Consider the following 17,928-nt stretch of genomic DNA (forward strand, 5'->3'; position numbering starts at 1 on the left):
CAGAGGCCACAGAGGCTTTTATTTCCTAAAGGGGGGCTAAAGCCCCCCTCGGAGACCCCCTATCATTTATAGATTGAGTATTAAGTTGCCAATACATAATTAGTGAATAAAAATATACCTAAATTATATAATAAAGAATTCTCGTTATAAAGGGGTCTCTCAGGGGGCGAAGCCCCCTTGAGTATATAAAATTCTCTCTGTGTCCAGTAGTTACGATGTTTTCTAGTGGGTTGTTGGGTGATGGTTTGGGTTTTTTCTTTTTTGTGTGTATTTTAGTGGTGGTCGTGGTGGTGTTTGTAAAAGGAGTGTTATGGTTTGGTCTGCTTTTGTTTTCTGGTTAGGTCGATAGCGTTCGCTGGGAGTGTGTGTGGTTTTATCGTCTAACTGGTTGTTACTAGCCACGTTCTTTCTCCTTGTTCTCCCACGTCTCATCTTCCAGGACTAGGATGTGTCCTAGCATTCTTTTAAAAGCTTTCATGGTCATGTACACGGGCATTGTTTTTACGAGGAGTTTCCAAAGGTTGGCGAGTATAAGGCTGATAGTCTCTAATAAGAGCCGGTAGGCCATGCTGGTGCTGCTCGTAACCGCGTCCACCATGTTCTTAGCGAGACAATTCTCGATGTTCCACCGGTAGGGGTAGTGGACTTTTACCATGACGTCTTCGATGTTGCTCACATAGGCATAGTACTCGTTGCATGGGTCGTACTGGAAGTGCATCTTCACCACCCGGTCTCCCCCAGTCCCACTCTTCATCAAATAATCCTTAACCATTACACCGTCGAGGACTGACTCCTTGTACAGTTCGTCTGTTCTACTATTCAACTTGTAGGGGGTTAAAAAGTTCATGCCCCTAGCTTCTATAACGTTGTAAACGTCCACACTGCAGAAATAACGGTCCATGAGCACCAATCCTGGAGAGCAGGGCAGTCTCTCCAAGAGTTTTTCTACCATGATAGCGTTGGTAGCCCCTTGCTCGTAGGGCTGGATGGCGAGGGCGAGGAAGCTACCCCGCCCGGTCAGGCCACAAACCCCGTACCTGAGACACCTCTTCATCTTATCCCCTTTCAACACGTTCACCGTGTACATGTTCTTCCGACCATTGTAAGCCACATCGTGGAAATCAATACTCAGGTCATGATTCCTATACACGCCGGTCTTCAAGGCTATCCGGGCGGACAAGGCGAGCAACACGTTACACTTCACTATCATCCCTTCCACGGGTATTCTGCCGAGTTTAAGCACCACGTCAGGGCTCATAGCCTTATGAGTCTTACAAAAATCCTCGATACTCGTACAATCCAACGAACACCCGACCAGGTATAACAGTCTTTTCCACCCATCCCTTATACTCAAATGAAACAGTTTGGAGAACTTCCGGGATAAAGGTTTTAAACTCTTCGAACAAAACACCCCTTCAGGGGCTATTAGCCTGGATGATGCTACTAGTTTCATAACCTAAACATCCAGCCCAAAAGCTAATAGCCCTTAGCTTCCTAAACCACCACAACCCCCTAAAACACAACCACCTAGAAACCATCGTAACTACTGGTGTCCTTTGTGAACCTCTGTGGTAAAAATAATAGCTCTGTGCCCTCTGTGGTTAAACCTAACTATGCGGTCAATTATCAATCATATCCCTACCAGCTTGAGGGCGAAATACGAAATCGCCGCGCCAACCGCGGCGACGGGTATGGTCAATACCCAAGCGGTTAGAATATTTAACACTACTTCTTTATTCAAGACGCCAGTACCACCTGCCATGACCGTGCCCACGATGCTCGACGATATGACGTGCGTCGTGCTGATGGGCGCGCCTATGTGAGAGCCGACCGCTATGGTGAGCGCGGTGGCGGTCTCGGCGGCGAAGCCCTGGGACGGCGAAAGTTCCTCCTTTCCGATGCGCTCGCCAAGTGTCCTGATAATCCTCCACCCTCCCATGGCCGTGCCCAGGCCTATGGCTGCGGCGCAGGCGACCACGATCCACGGCTCTATGACAGGCGTGCTATTATAGGTCACCGCCACGAACATGGCGATTATCCCCATCGTCTTCTGGGCGTCGTTTGAGCCGTGGGTCAGGGATACGGCGGCCGATGAGAGCACCTGTATCCTCTTAAAGATGGAGTGCGCCCTCTCGCGGCTCATCCTTGATATTATGAACCTGCCTATGAGGTACATGAAGGCCAGGCCCAGGGCTATGCCCACGACCGGCGATATGAACAGGGCGAGAACGATGTTGGTAAGGCCCCCCAACTTAACGCCCGATATGCCTATTGCGGCCAGGCCGCTGCCCACCAGTCCCCCTATCAGGGCGTGGGAAGAGCTCACGGGGAGGCCGTAGTACCAGGTTATAAGGTCCCAGATGATGGCGCCCATGAGGCCGGCTATGACGATGGCTATCGTAAGCCTTTCCGGGGGGATTATGCTCGTGGCGATGACCTTTGCCACCGCGGTGCCCAGCAGGAAGGGGCCCACCATGTTCATGAGAGCGCACATGCCAATGGCCACCTGTGGAGGCAGGGCCTTCGTATATATGACCGTGGCGACGGCGTTCGCAGTGTCGTGGAAGCCGTTCATAACGTCGAATAGAAGGGCCACTATTATAGCTATGACCATTAGCAGGAATGGGTCCATCGCTCAAGCCACCAGAGACTAATGAACCAGGTTTATGGCATAGGATAAATTGTTTGCTATATATTTCTATATAGTCTATATATTAAATCATTAATGAAAAATCATTATAGCTGTGAGCGTTTCGTCTTCTTGGGCCCTGGCCAGTCAGCCTGAATTTTATGATTATATAGCGGAAAGACGCAAACTAGTTATCCAGGTAGGAGGCTGTCTATATTAATGCACGAGCTAGTCGTTGAGAATGCACGGGTGCTCTTCGAGGATGTGGTGACATGCTCGATAGGCGTGGACGAGGGCAGGATAACGAGGATAGCAAAGATACTCAAGGGCGAGCGGAGGTATGATGCACATGGGCTGCTCGCCCTGCCTGGAATAATCGATTCTCATGTGCATTTCCGCGACATGGGCCAGGAGGAGAAGGAGGACTGGCTTTCCGGGAGTAAGTCTGCCATCTATGGCGGAGTGACCATGGTCGTCGACATGCCTAACACAGACCCCCCCACGTTCGATGAGGAAGCCTTCCAGGATAAGCTGGCAGTTGCCCGGAACCGCTCCATGGTGGACTTCGCCATCAACGCCGGCGTGTCTAGTAACCTTAAAGAGCTTTCAGCCATGTGGAGGCGGGGCGCCCTCGCCTTCGGCGAGATATTCATGGCGAAGAGCACTGGAGGCTATAGCGTGGATGGCCCCACGCTCAAGGCCGCGCTCCTCGAGATAAAAGGGATGGGCGCCACAGCGAGCATCCACGCCGAGGATGAGGAGCTAAGCTCGCAGAGGGCTAAAGAGCTGATAAATGACAATGGCGAGGACGTCTACTCGCGCATGAGGCCCCCTGAATCCGAGGCCAGCGCCGTACAGGAGGCCATAAGGCTGGGGCAGGAGACGGGTGCGGCCATACACATCACCCATGTCAGCACCTCCAGGGCGGTGGAGCTCATCAGAAGAGAGCCTGTAACCTGCGACGTGACGCCCCATCACCTTTTATTAAACATGCATCATTGGGGTAAGCTAAAGGCCTATGCTAAGATGAACCCGCCATTGCGGCCTAAAAGGGACGTTGAGGCGCTCTGGGAAGCGGTCAGGGATGGCACAATAGACGTGCTCGCATCTGACCACGCCCCGCACACGAAAGACGAGAAGGCGGCGGACGTTAAGGCAGCCCCCGCCGGCGTGCCCGGCGTAGAGACGATGGTGCCGCTTATGCTCAAGGAGGTCGCAGATGGAAGGATATCCCTGCAAAGGCTCATCGACATGACGTCCGCCAACCCCGCGAGGATATTTGGAATACCTGGCAAGGGCCGGATCGAGGAGGGCTGCGATGCTGACATGGCATTCTTCGACATCGGCGCCCGCAGGGTCATTCATGGCCACGAGCTCCACAGCAAGGCCGGGTGGACGCCCTTCGAGGGCTTCGAGGGCATCTTCCCCGTGGCGGTGATGCAGCGTGGCGAGCTCCTCCTGGAAGGGAAGGAGTTCTATGGCAGGCGGGGGGCAGGCAGGTTCATAAGAGGGAAGGGCTATACAAGAGGCCTGCAAAATATACAATAAGTCAAAAGCTTTATAAGGCGCAAAAAGAGATAATATGCTGCTCTCCACGAGGACGGGCGTGAGCACATCAGCCAATGATCCCGTGATCGCCCGTGCATGAGGGGAGCTAAAGTTACCGTGTTGTAAGGTCCTTGCCCGAGTTAATGGGACTCCCTATCTGTGAGGGACAAGACAACCTCAACGCGGCATAGCGCCCCGGTCACGGGGTTTACCGGGAAGGACGGCGAGGCGCCTCATTAGGATGATATCCCGGAGTTAGTGACGCGGGGATACCTATCATATTTTTGACGATTAACTTTAAGGGGCATCAAAGACTATCATCTTTCTACCACGGTCGGTGGACGATTTTGGAAAGCGAAGGAGCGGCAAGCGATAAGGTAGAGAGGGCGAACCAGCTAAAGAGGTCGACGGCCCGCCTGTCCATATTATCGAATACCATGCTGGTCATGATGAAGCTCGCGGTGGGCTTCGCCATAGGCTCGGTGAGCGTCATCTCTGAGGCCATCCACTCGGGGATAGACCTTGTGGCCGCACTCATAGCATATTTCTCGGTGAAGAAGTCCGGGGAGCCTCCGGACGAGGGCCACCAGTTCGGGCACGGGAAGTTCGAGGACTTCTCGGGCCTCATCGAGGCGCTGCTGATATTCATCGCGGCCATACTAATAATAAGGGAGGCGGCCCTGAAGCTGATGGGCCAGGGCGAAGGGCTTGACATAAGCCTGCTAGCCGCGGGAATAGCGGTCATGCTAGTCTCCGCACTGGCGAACTGGTACGTATCCAGCAGGCTCATGAAGGCGGCGAAGGCCACCGAGTCGATCGCCCTCGAGGCCGACGCCTGGCACCTGCGCACCGACGTGTACACGTCTTTGGGCATATTCGCCGGGCTTGTATTGATTAACCTCACCGGCTGGAAGTTCCTGGACCCGCTCTTCGCCATCGCGGTTGCGCTTTTCATCATGAAAGCCGCATACGACCTCACCAGAAGGGCGACGTCTGACCTCGTGGACACCAGGCTTCCAGAGGCCGAGGAGGAGAGGATTAAAAGCATCCTGTCCGAGCACTACCTGCAGTACGCTGGCTTCCACGAGCTTCGCACCCGCAAGTCCGGCTCCGACAGGTTCATGGACCTGCACCTGGTCGTGCCCAGAAACCAGACCGTGAGCGATGCCCACCACCTGTCGGACCACCTGGAGGCAGACCTCAGGGAAGAGTTTCCAAGGTCGAGCATCACCATCCACTTCGAGCCATGTGACGGGGAATGCGATAAGTGTGAGTGTAACTCGACGTGTAAGAGCAGGAATGGCTCGTAGGGCCTTTTGGAGTGACATCGAACCAGAATGTTTTTACTGGTTAAAAACGACTTTTATTTGATGTCTTTTGAGGATGCCATCAGGGCTATACAGGGCGGCGTCGTGATAGACTTTGAGGTTTCGCCAGGGGCCGGGGTGACGAGGGTTCCATGTGGCTACAACGAGTGGCGAAAGCGTATCGAGGCCAGGCTTAGGGCACCCCCCGAGAGGGGCAGGGCCAACGAGGAGCTGATGGTAGCGCTTTCCCGGCTATTCAGGGTGCCCCGGGCCAGCGTCGAGATCGCGTCGGGCGTGGCGAACGGTAAAAAGTCAGTAAAAATAAGGGGCATCACAAGAGAAGACGCCATAAATGCGCTCAGGGGTATGCTATGATGGACGAGCGTGAGCGCCTGGCGGAGATTCAGGCCATCCTGGACGAGCTGGCGAGCAGGGCGGCGGAGGGCGCGGTCATACTGGTCGAGGGGCGGAGGGATAAGGCATCCCTCGAGGAGCTTGGCGTGAAGGGCAACATAGTCATGACCTCCCAGAAGCAGCTTTTCAACCTTGCGGAGTGCGTGTCCAGGCAGCACAAGGACATAATAATCCTATCGGACTGGGACGTGCGTGGCGATGAGGTGGCTCGGAGCGCTGAGGCCTTCCTCAAGTCAAACTGCGCCCGCCCTGACGTTGAGATAAGGAGAAGGCTTCGCCTCTTGACCCAAAAGGAAATCATGGACGTCGAGAGCCTGTATGGCTACATGGAGCGGTTAAAAAGTCAATGCATTACTAAACAGGCAGGCACGCGCCGATAAACCAAAATCTTATTAAACATTCACGACAAAGAATAACAAGGTAAATATATACCATCGCATCCTATAGATGGTCGTATTCCGAAAAATGGTCATACGACCATTTAGGGCCTCAAAGTGGCAATAAGCAAATGGCACCCTACCAATAGTCTGGTAATAATCATCACTCATCATGTTCAGAAAGCGGCAAGAAGAGCGCCGTTTATTTGGAATGGGCATGGATTAGCGGATAACCCATGCCATAAGCAAAAGGAAGAAAAGCGGAGTAACACGGCTACTAGGCCTGTTACAGCTACCGCCTTTTTTATTACCGACTATTTTAGGGAAGGCCACAGGCTTAAAAAATTGGGAAAAATGAAAAAAGGAAGTGCATAAAAATGGAAGAATCTGACACTACAAAGTACGTGATTCACGCTCATATCAGTGCTGAGGGCGTCGTCGAGCGCCCGGACGTGGTAGGAGCCGTGTTCGGCCAGACGGAAGGGCTACTGGGCGCCGATCTGGACCTGAGGGAATTGCAAAAGACGGGGAGGATAGGCCGCATCGAGGTGAACATAACCTCCAAGTACGGCAAGTCGAGCGGCAATATACTAATACCCTCGAGCCTCGACAAGGTGGAGACGTCGATACTGGCCGCCGCCCTTGAGACCATCGACAGGGTCGGCCCGTGCATCTCAAAGATATCGGTCACCAAGATAGAGGACGTGAGGTCCTCGAAAAGGCAGCAGATCATCGAGAGGGCCAAGCACATATTGACGGCCATGTTCGACGAGACCGTGCCCGAGAGCCAGGAGCTCACCGAGGCGGTCAAGTCGGCCGTGAGGGTCGAAGAGGTCACCTTTATAGATAACCTGCCGGCCGGCCCGGATGTGCTCGACTCGGACGCCATCATAGTGGTCGAGGGGCGGGCGGACGTGCTTAACCTTCTGAGGGCTGGCATAAAGAACGCCATCGCAGTCGAAGGCACCAACGTGCCGCAGCTCGTCGCCGAGCTGAGCAAGAAGAAGACCGTGACGGTGTTCACCGACAGCGACAGGGGCGGAGACCTGATATTAAAGGAGCTCCTCCAGGTGGCTGACGTGGACTACATCGCCAGGCCCCCTGAGGGCAAGAGCGTGGAGGACCTGACCCAGAAAGAGATAATAAAGGCCCTTCGCAGCAAGGTGCCCGTGGAGCAGGTCGTCGAGGTGCCCCAGCGCAGGCGCAACAAGCAGCAGCAACAGCAGCAGGAGGCCGCCAGGGCGGAGCAGAACGGCAAGCATGATGCCCAGCAGCGCGAGTACCAGCGGCCCGAGCGGCCTGAGCGGGAGAGGGGCGAGACGCCCCGCCGCAAGAGCCTCCGCCGCATGGAGGAGCGCCCGGAGAGGCGGGAGCCTCCAAAGGAGCAGGAGCAGCAGCCCGAGGCAAAGAAGCCCGAGCCCAGGGAGGCCGGGGAATTCGCCGAGATAATGAAGGACCTGGCGGGCACGCTGAGCGCGAAGCTGCTCGACGCCAACAAGAACGTCCTGCAAAAAGTTGCGGTCAGGGACCTGGCCAACGTGCTCAAGGAGACCAATGGCGAGGTCAAGAGCGTCGTGTTCGACGGCGTAATTACGCAAAGAATGCTGGACATCGCGGCCGAGAAGAACCTCGAGTACCTGGTCGGCGTCAAGATGGGCAGCATCGTGAAGCAGCCCGCCAACGTGAAAGTTATAACCACGGAATAGACAGGTTGTCGGGCCGTAAGGCCCGCCTTTTTTATAGAAGTAATGTCATGTTTTCCATGGGCTTAACCATGATGTAGGCATTATCGCCGTTCCTGTAGTAATTGCTCACCATGCCAAGGAACTTGAAGCCCTGCTTAAAGTAAAAAGTCTGGGCCGCCAGGTTGCTCGCCCTCACCTCCAGGCGCACCATGCTCGCCCTACCCCTCACCGAATCGACGTACTCTTTTACGAGCATGGAGCCTATGCCCCTGCGCCGGTACCCCTCCTTAACGGCAAGGAGTAGGATCCTAGCCTCGTCCATGTACAGCGCCCCGAGCAAGTAGCCCACCACCTCGCCGCCCTCCTCGGCCACGATGAACCCCTCCATAGGCCTGCTCTCTATCATGGCGTACAACAGCGGGTTTGGCTCGTGGAAAACAGCCTCCTCAATCTCGAGTATCTCTCTCGAGTCGTCCAGCTCGAAAGGCCTAATCCTGACCAGGCGTGACACCCCATTTTATATATGGCTAGTTTCATAATATGCATGCTCATGTCAATTATAGGTTATGAGGGCATCGCGGCCTTCATTAAGGGTAGCTATCCTCTCGGCTCAAGGATTGTGGAGGTGGGGGTAGGCCAGCACCCGGAGGTCGCGCATCTCCTGCAAAACGACTTCGACGTCATATGCACCGACATCACGGAATCGGGGCCGGAGGGCGTGCGCTACGTCAAGGATGACATATTCAAGCCTGACATGGCATTATATAAAGGCGCGTCGCTCATCTACTCGATACGGCCTCCAGTGGACATTCAGGATGCCATGGCCTCGGTGGCAAAAAAAGTAGGCGCAAGCTTGCTTATTCGACCCTTTTCATCCGAGCGCGCTGACCTGAAAAAATACTTCAGGAGCTTTAAGGTGATCAACTACCAGGGCGCGGCCTTTTACGTTTACAATGATGGCTATCGTCCCTGCTATCCTCAGCCGCCTTCATGGCAGCCTCCCTGACGCTCGTATAAATACTCTTATTGTAAATGCAGAACCCCTTGAACTTCATGGCTATAGCCGATAGCTGCTCCGGGGACATGAACCTGGTCTCGAATCCAAGGTCTGAGGCCATCTTCTTACCCTCCGGGGACCAGGTGCTCACCACGTATCCCTTTTGGACGTTGCCAATTGTGCAGCTAAGCGTGCACTCCTCGCCATGCCTTGAAATTCTATATAATGGCTTAAGCCCGTCGCCCCCGAAGCAATACGAGCCATCGCCAATCAAAATGTACTCCTTGCCCAGCACCGAGCACTCCCTGGCGGCGTCGATGGCCATATAGGCTGGATAGCCCGCCCCCAGCATTAAATAAAAATTCCTGCACACATCCACAGCCGCCTCCTCAAGCACCCTGTAGAACGTGGCAACCCCGCATGCCGACCCATTATCCACGAGCTTCGCCGCCTCAGCGTGGCTGGAGCACGAATTGAAGAAAAACATGGGCGTATTATTCTCCTCAATGTCCCTCGCCTTCGCGAACCCGTCGCGGCATTTAAACCCCCTCTCATCGCAATGCCCTATAAGCTGTATGATGTCGAATCCTCTGGCGAAAACGCGGGAAAAGCCGGAAACGTCGAGGCCCCAAAAGACCTGCATGGCTGACGCCGCATCGGATAGGGCCTCTATCACCACGTCTACCTCCTCCGACATGTCGGCCTCGTTACAGATTATGCCCACCCTTACCTTCTTCTTACGAGGGTATCTCTGCGAGTTCATGAAAGCGCGCGGGGTAGCTTTAACAGCATCAACCGGATATCCCTCAGAAAACCATAGCTGGGAGCGCGCAGGCATTAACGATGGCACCACTACAGAGCGCTCGCCCTTATCTACGCCAGGGAGCGCCACGCCCTGCCGGCCAAGAAAACCGTTGACCGACAGCGATACAAGGCTCCTCTCAGTCATAGGAGAAGAGCGAGGAGAATATATGGCAGATAGCGAGTGCAAAAGGTAAGGGAGCGCCTCCACGCTCTCCGGAACAGGGTCGAGGTACGCCGCCATATGCCAGACGGGAAGCTCATCCAGGTTAGGACCCGCGTCATGATAAAGGAGAAGGCGCTCATCCGGCCGCATGTAAAAAACGTCCACGGCCGGCCTGCCGAGGGCCTTTCTGACGTCCAGGCCATTCAGGGCTCCGCCCGAAGCCACCGCATATCTCACGGCGCAATCTAAGTAGAAGGTCCGCCGCAGCATATCCCCCATCCAGAGCTCAATCTCAGGAAAATTCGGCAGCACGATGCGCCCTCCAGAGCCTAGCTCAATAAATGCCGCGCCATCGGCCTCCAGGGATGCTCCGAGGTAGTAGGCGAGCGTCGCTGCCGGGTATAGAAAACGGTAGTCTGGCGGCAGGTGGAATGAGAACCGTTCCCTCTCTACCGCCCTTTTATCAAAAGCGACATCTGAGACCCGGATCAATGGTGGCGGTCGCCTGTATAATGGGTTGCTCTTCTGGGGGCTATTTAATCGCCCCGCCGTGCATATCGTTGATAGGCATCTGAAAACGTCTTCGACATCCCTTGAAGTATATATAACGCCACTCTGGCCTGACATCGAAGGACCATACCCACTTTCATACACTATATCTGCTCCCCGCTCAGACTCATGGTTTTCAAACCCAGCTATAGCATCCTATCGCTCTTAATACTTTCTATTTTGAAATTTCTATTACTATCCTCCATGTTTGCCCCTCATAGCAAAACCTATAAATAGCAAGAACGGGTTATAAGAGAATCCGCCGCCTGGGCTGCAATGCAAAAGCTTGTGGCAAAGGACGGCGATATATAGCTAAAGCATCCTGGAATGCAAAACCAGGGATGAAAAACTATATATATGAAAGACAGAGTATGTATGATTCCCGAACATTTCGGGAACTCAGCCACAGTCCGCTCATACGGCTTGACCCTGTGTAACAAACACGGGATGAATTGCCGCTCTAAGGCTGTGGCAAATATGAGGATTCGAGGGGCGCACCTTTTTGGTGTGGTCGCGATTCTGATGTTGTTTGGTTGGTTGTTCGAGTAGTCTTTGTTTCTTGGTTTGTGGTGTGCGATATTTCTGGTTGATCCTGCCAGAGGTCACTGCTATCGGTGTCCGATTAAGCCATGCGAGTCGTGAGGGGTGAGCCCTCGGCGTACTGCTCAGTAACACGTGGACAATCTGCCCAAAAGTCCGGGATAACCCCGGGAAACTGGGGATAATACCGGATAGGCCACCAATTGCTGGAATGGCCTGGTGGTTGAAACGAGAGGCTTTTGGATGGGTCTGCGGCGGATTAGGTTGACGCCGGTGTAACGTACCGGCGTGCCTGTAATCCGTACGGGTTGTGGGAGCAAGAGCCCGGAGATGGATTCTGAGACACGAATCCAGGCCCTACGGGGCGCAGCAGGCGCGAAAACTCTACAATGCAGGCAATCTGCGATAGGGGGACATCGAGTGGCATCTTCTTAAGGTGCCTGTCCAACCGTCTAAAAAACGGTTGTTAGCAAGGGCCGGGTAAGACCGGTGCCAGCCGCCGCGGTAATACCGGCGGCTCGAGTGGTGGCCGATATTATTGAGTCTAAAGGGTCCGTAGCCGGCTTTGCAAGTCCCCTGGGAAATCCAGCGGCTTAACCGTTGGGCGCCCATGGGATACTACATTGCTTGGGACTGGGAGAGGCGAGAGGTACTCGAGGGGTAGGGGTGAAATCCTGTAATCCTTCGGGGACCACCGGTGGCGAAGGCGTCTCGCCAGAACAGGTCCGACGGTGAGGGACGAAAGCTAGGGGCACGAACCGGATTAGATACCCGGGTAGTCCTAGCCGTAAACGATGCCCGCTAGGTGTCACGATAATCGTGAATTATCGTGGTGCCGTAGGGAAGCCGCGAAGCGGGCCACTTGGGAAGTACGACCGCAAGGTTGAAACTTAAAGGAATTGGCGGGGGAGCACCACAACGGGTGGAGCCTGCGGTTTAATTGGATTCAACGCCGGGAAGCTTACCGGGATCGACAGTTGAATGAAGGCCAGGCCGAAGACCTTGCCGGACTAGCTGAGAGGAGGTGCATGGCCGTCGTCAGTTCGTACCGTGAGGCGTCCTGTTAAGTCAGGCAACGAGCGAGACCCATGTCCACTGTTGCTAACGCGTCCGCGAGGACGGCGAGTACACTGTGGAGACTGCTGGCGCTAAGTCAGAGGAAGGGTTGGTCGACGGTAGGTCAGTATGCCCCGAATATCCCGGGCTACACGCGGGCTACAATGGACAGGACAATGGGTAACAACACCGAGAGGTGAAGTTAATCTCTTAAACCTGTCCCTAGTTCGGATTGAGGGCTGAAACCCGCCCTCATGAAGATGGAATCCGTAGTAATCGCATTTCAAAACAGTGCGGTGAATACGTCCCTGCTCCTTGCACACACCGCCCGTCAAACCACCCGAGCGGGGCGTGAATAAGGACTCTTTTCCTTGAAGAGCTCGAATTCACGTTCTGTAAGGGGGGTTAAGTCGTAACAAGGTAGCCGTAGGGGAATCTGCGGCTGGATCACCTCCTAACGAATAACACAGACAAGAACGACAAGAAACAAGACTCGAAAAACAACCAAACAAACAAAGACACACGACTGGGCGTGCCAACGCCTTGAAAAGGGGCTTGTAGATCAGCAGGAAGATCGCCGCCTTTGCAAGGCGGAGGCCCTGGGTTCGAATCCCAGCAAGTCCACCAAAAACAAAAACAAAAACAAAAACAAAAAAATAAAAGAATATAAACGTTAAACTAATAATGTTGATCGCCCCTATAAGAGGGGCTTGTCAGTGCACCTACCCACCGCGTGGTGAGTGGGGAAGATGTTGATGCACAACAACGGGGACACGGCGTCGACGAATGATCCTCGACGAATGATCATCGACGAAGCGTCCCGGGTTGTGCGTGTGATGCTGTGTGTATGCGAGTCTCTGGACGTAAAATTGGATTGTAATTCACGCCTCGCACATGAGGCGTAGGTGTCACAGCGTATGCTAGTGTGTTTTGGCGTTGCTGTGCCATCCGGTGGATGGCTTGGCTCGAGAACCGAAGAAGGACGTGCCAAGCTGCGATAAGCCCGGGGGAGGCGCAAGGAGCCCCTGATCCCGGGATCTCCTAATGAGAACTCTCTCCCACAAAGGGAAGCCCGATAAGGGCTGGGAACGCCCCGAGTTGAAACATCTGCGTAGGGGCAGGAAAAGAAACCAAACTGGGATGCTGCTAGTAACGGCGAGTGAACACAGCAAATTAGCCTAAACCGAATCCCCCCTAGTAATAGGGGGGAGATGTGGTGTTGCAGGACCGGTCTTTTAGCCTGGTTGTTGTGAGGCCGACTCCCCTGGAACGGGGGGCCGTAGAGGGTGATAGCCCCGTGGCCGAAACAATAACAAGGTGTGACCGGGATCCTGAGTACCGTGGGCCGGAAACCTCGCGGGAAACCGGGGGACACATTCCTCCAAGGCTGAACATACCTCGAGACCGATAGCGTAATAGTAGAGTGATCGAAAGCTGAAAAGCACCCCGAAAAGGGAGGTTAAAAGAGCCTGAAACCGGATGGCTATGGAGCGATAGGGCATGAAAGGACCTCCCCGCCGAAGGAAGCACCCGCGAGAGTGTTGTACGAGGCGGGGTGCCAGTGTCCTATCGTACGTTTTGAAGAACGGGCCAAGGAGTGGGGCCCGGTGGCGAGGCTAACCCCACAGGGGGAGCCGTAGCGAAAGCGACAAGCCCGCAGGAAACGAGGGGCGGCGTAGGATTTGCGCGGAGTCACCGGGCCACGACCCGGAACCAGGTGATCTAGGCGTGGGCAGATCGAAGCGTAACGAAAGTTACGTGGAGGATCGTTAGCGGTACTGATATGCAAATCGTTCGCGTGACCCGTGTCTAGGGGTGAAAGTCCAATCGAACTTGGAAACAGCTGGTTCCTCCCGAAACATGTCGAAGCATGACCTCGCCAGAGGCGGGGGGCGAGGTAGAGCACCGATTAGGGGAGCCGGATGGGAGACCATTCGTCCTCTTGTCGAACTCCAAACTCGTCCCCACCAGAGAAGGCGGGAAGTCCGGGCTGGGGGGTAAGCTTCTAGTCCGTAAGGGAGACAACCCAGACCCGGGTTAAGGCCCCAAATTTGTCGGCTAAGTGTTAACACTGAAAGGCGTCCCAGGCCCTTGACAACTGGGAGGTGAGCTTAGAAGCAGCTATCCTCTAAGAAAAGCGTAACAGCTTACCAGTCGAGGTCTGGGGCCCTGAAAATGGACGGGGCTCAAGCCGACAGCCGAGACCCGGGAGTATCGAGAGATAACCTCGTAGGGAGGCACTCCGCGGGCGTGGAAGCAGGGCCGCGAGGTCCTGTGGAGCGCGCGGAGAAGAAAATCTTGGCACTAGTAACAGCATAGCACGGTGAGAATCCGTGCCGCCGAAAGGGCTAGGTTTCCTCGGCCATGATCGTCAGCCGAGGGTTAGTCGGTCCTAAGGCCAACCCTAACCTAGTTGGCCGAAAGGGAGACAGGTTAATATTCCTGTACTCTTCCACACACAAACCAACGTTTCCTGCCAGCACTGGCAAGCCCGTCAGCTTGTTCAAACACCATAGCACGTTGGAGGACCGTAACGGTGAGAAAACGTGTAAAGTGCGATGACGTAAGCAGTGTCACACAGGGAACCCGTGAAAAGGGAGTGGAAGACCCGTACCGAGATCCGACACAGGTGCCCCTAGTTAAGAAGACTAAGGCGTGTCGGCACACCCTGGCCAAGGGAATTCGGCAAGTTAGCCCCGTAACCTAGGGATAAGGGGTGCCTGCCACGAGGGTGGCAGGTCGCAGTGACAAGGGAGCGCTGACTGTCTAATAACAACATAGCTGATCGCCAAACCGAAAGGTCTAGTACGATCAGTGAATCCTGCCCAGTGCAGGTACCTGAAAACCCCGTCCAAGGGGAAGAAGGGCCTGTCAACGGCGGGGGTAACTATAACCCTCTTAAGGTAGCGTAGTACCTTGCCGCTTAATTGGCGGCTTGCATGAATGGATCAACGAGCGCTCCACTGTCCCTGGCCAGGCGCCGGTGAACATTACATCCTAGTGCAGAGTCTAGGGACCCCTAATGGGAAGTGAAGACCCCGTGGAGCTTTACTGCAACCTGTCATTGGGTTACGGCCGCCGGTGTGCAGCGTAGATAGGACCCGTCTGAAACCCCCTCGCCAGGGGGGGTGGAGGGGCTGTTGAGACACTATCCTCCGGCGACTGCGACCCTAACCCTGGTGGGGACACTGATAGGCGGGCAGTTTGGCTGGGGCGGCACGCCCTCGAAAAGGTATCGATGGCGCCCTAAGGTCAACTCAACCCGGTCAGAAACCGGGCGTGGAGTGTAAAGGCACAAGTTGGCTTGACACGAAGCCGCACAACAAGGCTTCGTGAGACGAAAGTCGGGCTTAACGAACCAATGCGCCCTAAGTGTGAGGGCCATTGATGTCAGAAAAGCTACCCCGGGGATAACAGAGTCGTCGCCGGCAAGAGTACATATCGACCCGGCGGCTTGCTACCTCGATGTCGGTTCTTTCCATCCTGGCCGTGCAGCAGCGGCCAAGGGTGAGGTTGTTCGCCTATTAAAGGAGATCGTGAGCTGGGTTTAGACCGTCGTGAGACAGGTCGGTTACTATCTGTTAGGGGTGCAAAGGTGGCCTGAGGGGAAGTTGCTTTTAGTACGAGAGGAACAAGGCAACGGCGCCACTAGTCAACCGGTCGTCCGACAGGGCGGGCCGGGCAGCCACGCGCTAAGTTGTAAGGGCTGAAAGCATCTAAGCCCGAAAAACACCCTGAAAAAAGGCCACAAAAGGGTCCCCGTAAAAGACGGGGTGGATAGAGTTGGGGCGTACGCGCAAAGGCAACGATGCGCTCAACCCGCAACCACTAACAACCCAAACAAGCCAAAACACAACAAGACAAAAACACAAGGTTACAATCCAATACGCAAACCAAGAGACCCGCAAACACACAGCAAAACAACAAGGACAACCACCTCTCATGTTCAACACATGACTGGTTTTGGCGGCCAAAGCGGCGGGGAACCACCCGGACCCACACCGAACCCGGAAGTTAAGCCCGCCCACGTACCAGGGAGTACTCGGGTACGCGAGTCCCCGGAAAACCTGGAACGCCGCCAAACCACCCTACACGACACCTTTGATAATACATCAATTTATTTATTGTATATCCCCTTATTTTCAATCGTCCACGTAGTTGTAATTTTTACCTTATAGGTACCATTTGGATAACTCCGATCCTCAAACCTCGTCTCAACATTAGGTGATTCCCATTTTTTCCCGACGTCTAGAGGGATGGTTTCATTGTTATAAGATAATATTATTGTACCATTATGGTTTGTTCCAATTATTTTTGCCCCTGATTCTAGTTGATAAGGATATTCATATATTCCGCTTATATTTAAATCCCTCCACATTCCCTCAGGCATGTCGTGGGAATGATAGAAACCATACAATATTTTGAGGCTATTGTTATTTTCTACATATTTTCCTGCACTGTCATACTCAACAATAGGGGCTGGCACGGCTTCTCTTATATACTCAAAATAACCTTCGACCACTACACCGTGATCCCAATGAATTTCCTCCACGGCAATATATTTATTAGTTGGTAATTCATTCTGTTTATTATCGCCCACTATACAACCACCAAATAAAATCGTGCACGTTAATAAAATAAAAAATATAACTTCCAATGATGCCTTTACCATCTAATCACCATTCATATGTTTATCAAGGATGTGGCGGAGGGGAGTATCTTGGATCATATCTCGTTATGTATATATTTCCATAATACCCGTACAGGTCCCTGTAGTAATAATTCGCTACATTATCCGTGTAATATTCAAATATATGCTCGTTGTTAGGCAGATTCAACATTGACCCGGATAGGTCATAGGCATGGAAGTCCCTTACATACTTCCACGAGTTGACCATGCCAGGTCTAGGCTCTCCGTCCTCGTAATATTTTTCAAGTGCAATATCGACATCTTTTATGTGCTCAGCTCTAGGTAGTGTAAATGTCTTGACATATGCAGTGTTCGTATCCAAGTCATATACACAGTATTCCACTCTATTGTAATTGCCATTACCGTCTATGCCTACTGGTCTGACATAGATCATAAAATCGTGGATCGAGGGGAAATAGCACCAGTCTATCCATGGATATGCAAATGCTTTACTATAAATTGTGAATGTTATAGTATTATCGTATCTCGTCATCTGGATACAATTTTCAGCATCACCATCCCCCCACTGGTGCATTACAAATTCTTCTTTGCCATTGTTCTCCAGATCGTATAACCAATCGACAACGCCATCTACAAACCATGCTCTTGGTCCACCATCTTTATTACCGAATCCGATATAGGTATTCGACCAGTGTGGATCATATACCCTTGTCGGCGTAGTACTTATTGACATACTGCTTACATTACCTCTACTATACGTGTCATTATATATAAACGGTCTAGTGGCTTCTCTATACGTTGGTTTTATATTATTCTCCCCAGAACTTTTATATTCATTATACGGCGGGAGTTTATCGGATTTACCAGTAAGGTAATCCCTAATCGCCTTTACGAGTTCCGCGTGTTCACCATACCCTGAATCTTTATCTGCCAATCCATCTATCCGGGATCGTGCACCAGCCATTCCGGGCGCTGTTATCGCTAGTATGAAAATAGCCAATATGAACAGCGCTCCAAGCTTTATATTAGTCTTCATTCAATTCCTCCCTTACTAGCGCCGCATCGGGGAGGCTCAAACAAGGCTTTATCTATGATAAAGTCTAACTTCTCATTGCCTTCGGGTTCCTGGGCCGGTCTTCTCTGGACGGACGGCCGGACCCAGGATTAGACGACGCTCACTATACAAGCTATTACCTACCAATATTTAT

General features: G+C 53.3%; 12 protein-coding genes, 1 tRNA gene and 3 rRNA genes. 10 read left to right on the plus strand and 6 right to left on the minus strand.

What is annotated here, in order from left to right:
• Window positions 1–394: 394 nt before the first annotated feature.
• Together MTC_RS02545 and MTC_RS02550 are read right to left on the minus strand one after the other, a co-directional pair.
• Entirely contained in the window at window positions 395–1,354 is a 960-nt protein-coding gene (locus MTC_RS02545; RefSeq protein ID WP_158308476.1) for a transposase, read from the minus strand.
• Between the two features lie 276 nt (window positions 1,355–1,630).
• Window positions 1,631–2,632: an inorganic phosphate transporter gene (locus MTC_RS02550; RefSeq protein ID WP_014405114.1), complete on the minus strand. Its 1,002-nt coding sequence runs from the start codon at window positions 2,630–2,632 to the stop codon at window positions 1,631–1,633.
• Window positions 2,633–2,848: 216 nt separating this feature from the next.
• Here MTC_RS02550 and MTC_RS02555 point away from each other — a divergent pair, with 216 nt between their 5' ends.
• The 5 genes from MTC_RS02555 to dnaG all read left to right on the plus strand — a co-directional run bounded on the left by MTC_RS02555 (window position 2,849) and on the right by dnaG (window position 7,981).
• Window positions 2,849–4,177 carry a dihydroorotase gene (locus MTC_RS02555; protein ID WP_014405115.1) on the plus strand — a complete coding sequence of 443 codons (1,329 nt, stop codon included), beginning with the start codon at window positions 2,849–2,851 and terminating at the stop codon, window positions 4,175–4,177.
• A 347-nt stretch (window positions 4,178–4,524) separates the two neighbouring features.
• On the plus strand, window positions 4,525–5,487 hold the full coding sequence (locus tag MTC_RS02560; protein WP_014405116.1) for a cation diffusion facilitator family transporter: 963 nt from the start codon (window positions 4,525–4,527) through the stop codon (window positions 5,485–5,487).
• A gap of 60 nt (window positions 5,488–5,547) precedes the next feature.
• On the plus strand, window positions 5,548–5,859 hold the full coding sequence (locus MTC_RS02565; RefSeq protein WP_048189502.1) for a DUF167 domain-containing protein: 312 nt from the start codon (window positions 5,548–5,550) through the stop codon (window positions 5,857–5,859).
• Complete coding sequence (locus MTC_RS02570; RefSeq protein ID WP_014405118.1) at window positions 5,856–6,278, plus strand: toprim domain-containing protein; 423 nt, start codon at window positions 5,856–5,858, stop codon at window positions 6,276–6,278. The genes MTC_RS02565 and MTC_RS02570 overlap by 4 nt, the downstream gene beginning before the upstream one ends.
• Window positions 6,279–6,652: 374 nt before the next feature.
• The gene (dnaG, locus tag MTC_RS02575; protein WP_014405119.1) at window positions 6,653–7,981 is read left to right on the plus strand and encodes a DNA primase DnaG; all 1,329 of its coding nucleotides are present in this window, start codon (window positions 6,653–6,655) and stop codon (window positions 7,979–7,981) included.
• Window positions 7,982–8,012: 31 nt separating this feature from the next.
• Here the strand turns inward: dnaG and rimI are convergent, their stop codons facing one another.
• On the minus strand, window positions 8,013–8,471 hold the full coding sequence (gene rimI, locus MTC_RS02580) for a ribosomal protein S18-alanine N-acetyltransferase (protein WP_014405120.1): 459 nt from the start codon (window positions 8,469–8,471) through the stop codon (window positions 8,013–8,015).
• A 39-nt stretch (window positions 8,472–8,510) separates the two neighbouring features.
• On the opposite strand from rimI, the gene MTC_RS02585 reads away from it, so the two are divergent.
• Window positions 8,511–8,966 carry a UPF0146 family protein gene (locus tag MTC_RS02585; protein ID WP_143767044.1) on the plus strand — a complete coding sequence of 152 codons (456 nt, stop codon included), beginning with the start codon at window positions 8,511–8,513 and terminating at the stop codon, window positions 8,964–8,966.
• On the opposite strand, the gene MTC_RS02590 is transcribed toward MTC_RS02585, so the two are convergent.
• Window positions 8,881–10,551 carry a hypothetical protein gene (locus MTC_RS02590; protein WP_014405122.1) on the minus strand — a complete coding sequence of 557 codons (1,671 nt, stop codon included), beginning with the start codon at window positions 10,549–10,551 and terminating at the stop codon, window positions 8,881–8,883. The genes MTC_RS02585 and MTC_RS02590 overlap by 86 nt on opposite strands.
• 501 nt (window positions 10,552–11,052) lie before the next feature.
• On the opposite strand from MTC_RS02590, the gene MTC_RS02595 reads away from it, so the two are divergent.
• The 4 genes from MTC_RS02595 to rrf all read left to right on the plus strand — a co-directional run bounded on the left by MTC_RS02595 (window position 11,053) and on the right by rrf (window position 16,153).
• Window positions 11,053–12,525, plus strand: a 16S ribosomal RNA gene (locus MTC_RS02595).
• A gap of 95 nt (window positions 12,526–12,620) precedes the next feature.
• Window positions 12,621–12,696, plus strand: a tRNA-Ala gene (locus MTC_RS02600).
• Between the two features lie 299 nt (window positions 12,697–12,995).
• Window positions 12,996–15,922 (plus strand): 23S ribosomal RNA (locus MTC_RS02605).
• Between the two features lie 109 nt (window positions 15,923–16,031).
• Window positions 16,032–16,153, plus strand: a 5S ribosomal RNA gene (gene rrf / locus MTC_RS02610).
• Together the 16S, 23S and 5S rRNA genes with 1 tRNA gene alongside form the textbook arrangement of a ribosomal RNA operon.
• 33 nt (window positions 16,154–16,186) lie before the next feature.
• Here the strand turns inward: rrf and MTC_RS02615 are convergent.
• Both MTC_RS02615 and MTC_RS02620 read right to left on the minus strand, forming a co-directional pair.
• The gene (locus MTC_RS02615) at window positions 16,187–16,741 is read right to left on the minus strand and encodes a hypothetical protein (protein ID WP_014405123.1); all 555 of its coding nucleotides are present in this window, start codon (window positions 16,739–16,741) and stop codon (window positions 16,187–16,189) included.
• Window positions 16,742–16,763: 22 nt separating this feature from the next.
• The gene (locus MTC_RS02620; RefSeq protein WP_014405124.1) at window positions 16,764–17,756 is read right to left on the minus strand and encodes a hypothetical protein; all 993 of its coding nucleotides are present in this window, start codon (window positions 17,754–17,756) and stop codon (window positions 16,764–16,766) included.
• Between the last annotated feature and the right edge of the window lie 172 nt (window positions 17,757–17,928).

Origin of the sequence: Methanocella conradii HZ254, assembly GCF_000251105.1 — an archaeon.
GTDB lineage: Archaea > Halobacteriota > Methanocellia > Methanocellales > Methanocellaceae > Methanocella > Methanocella conradii.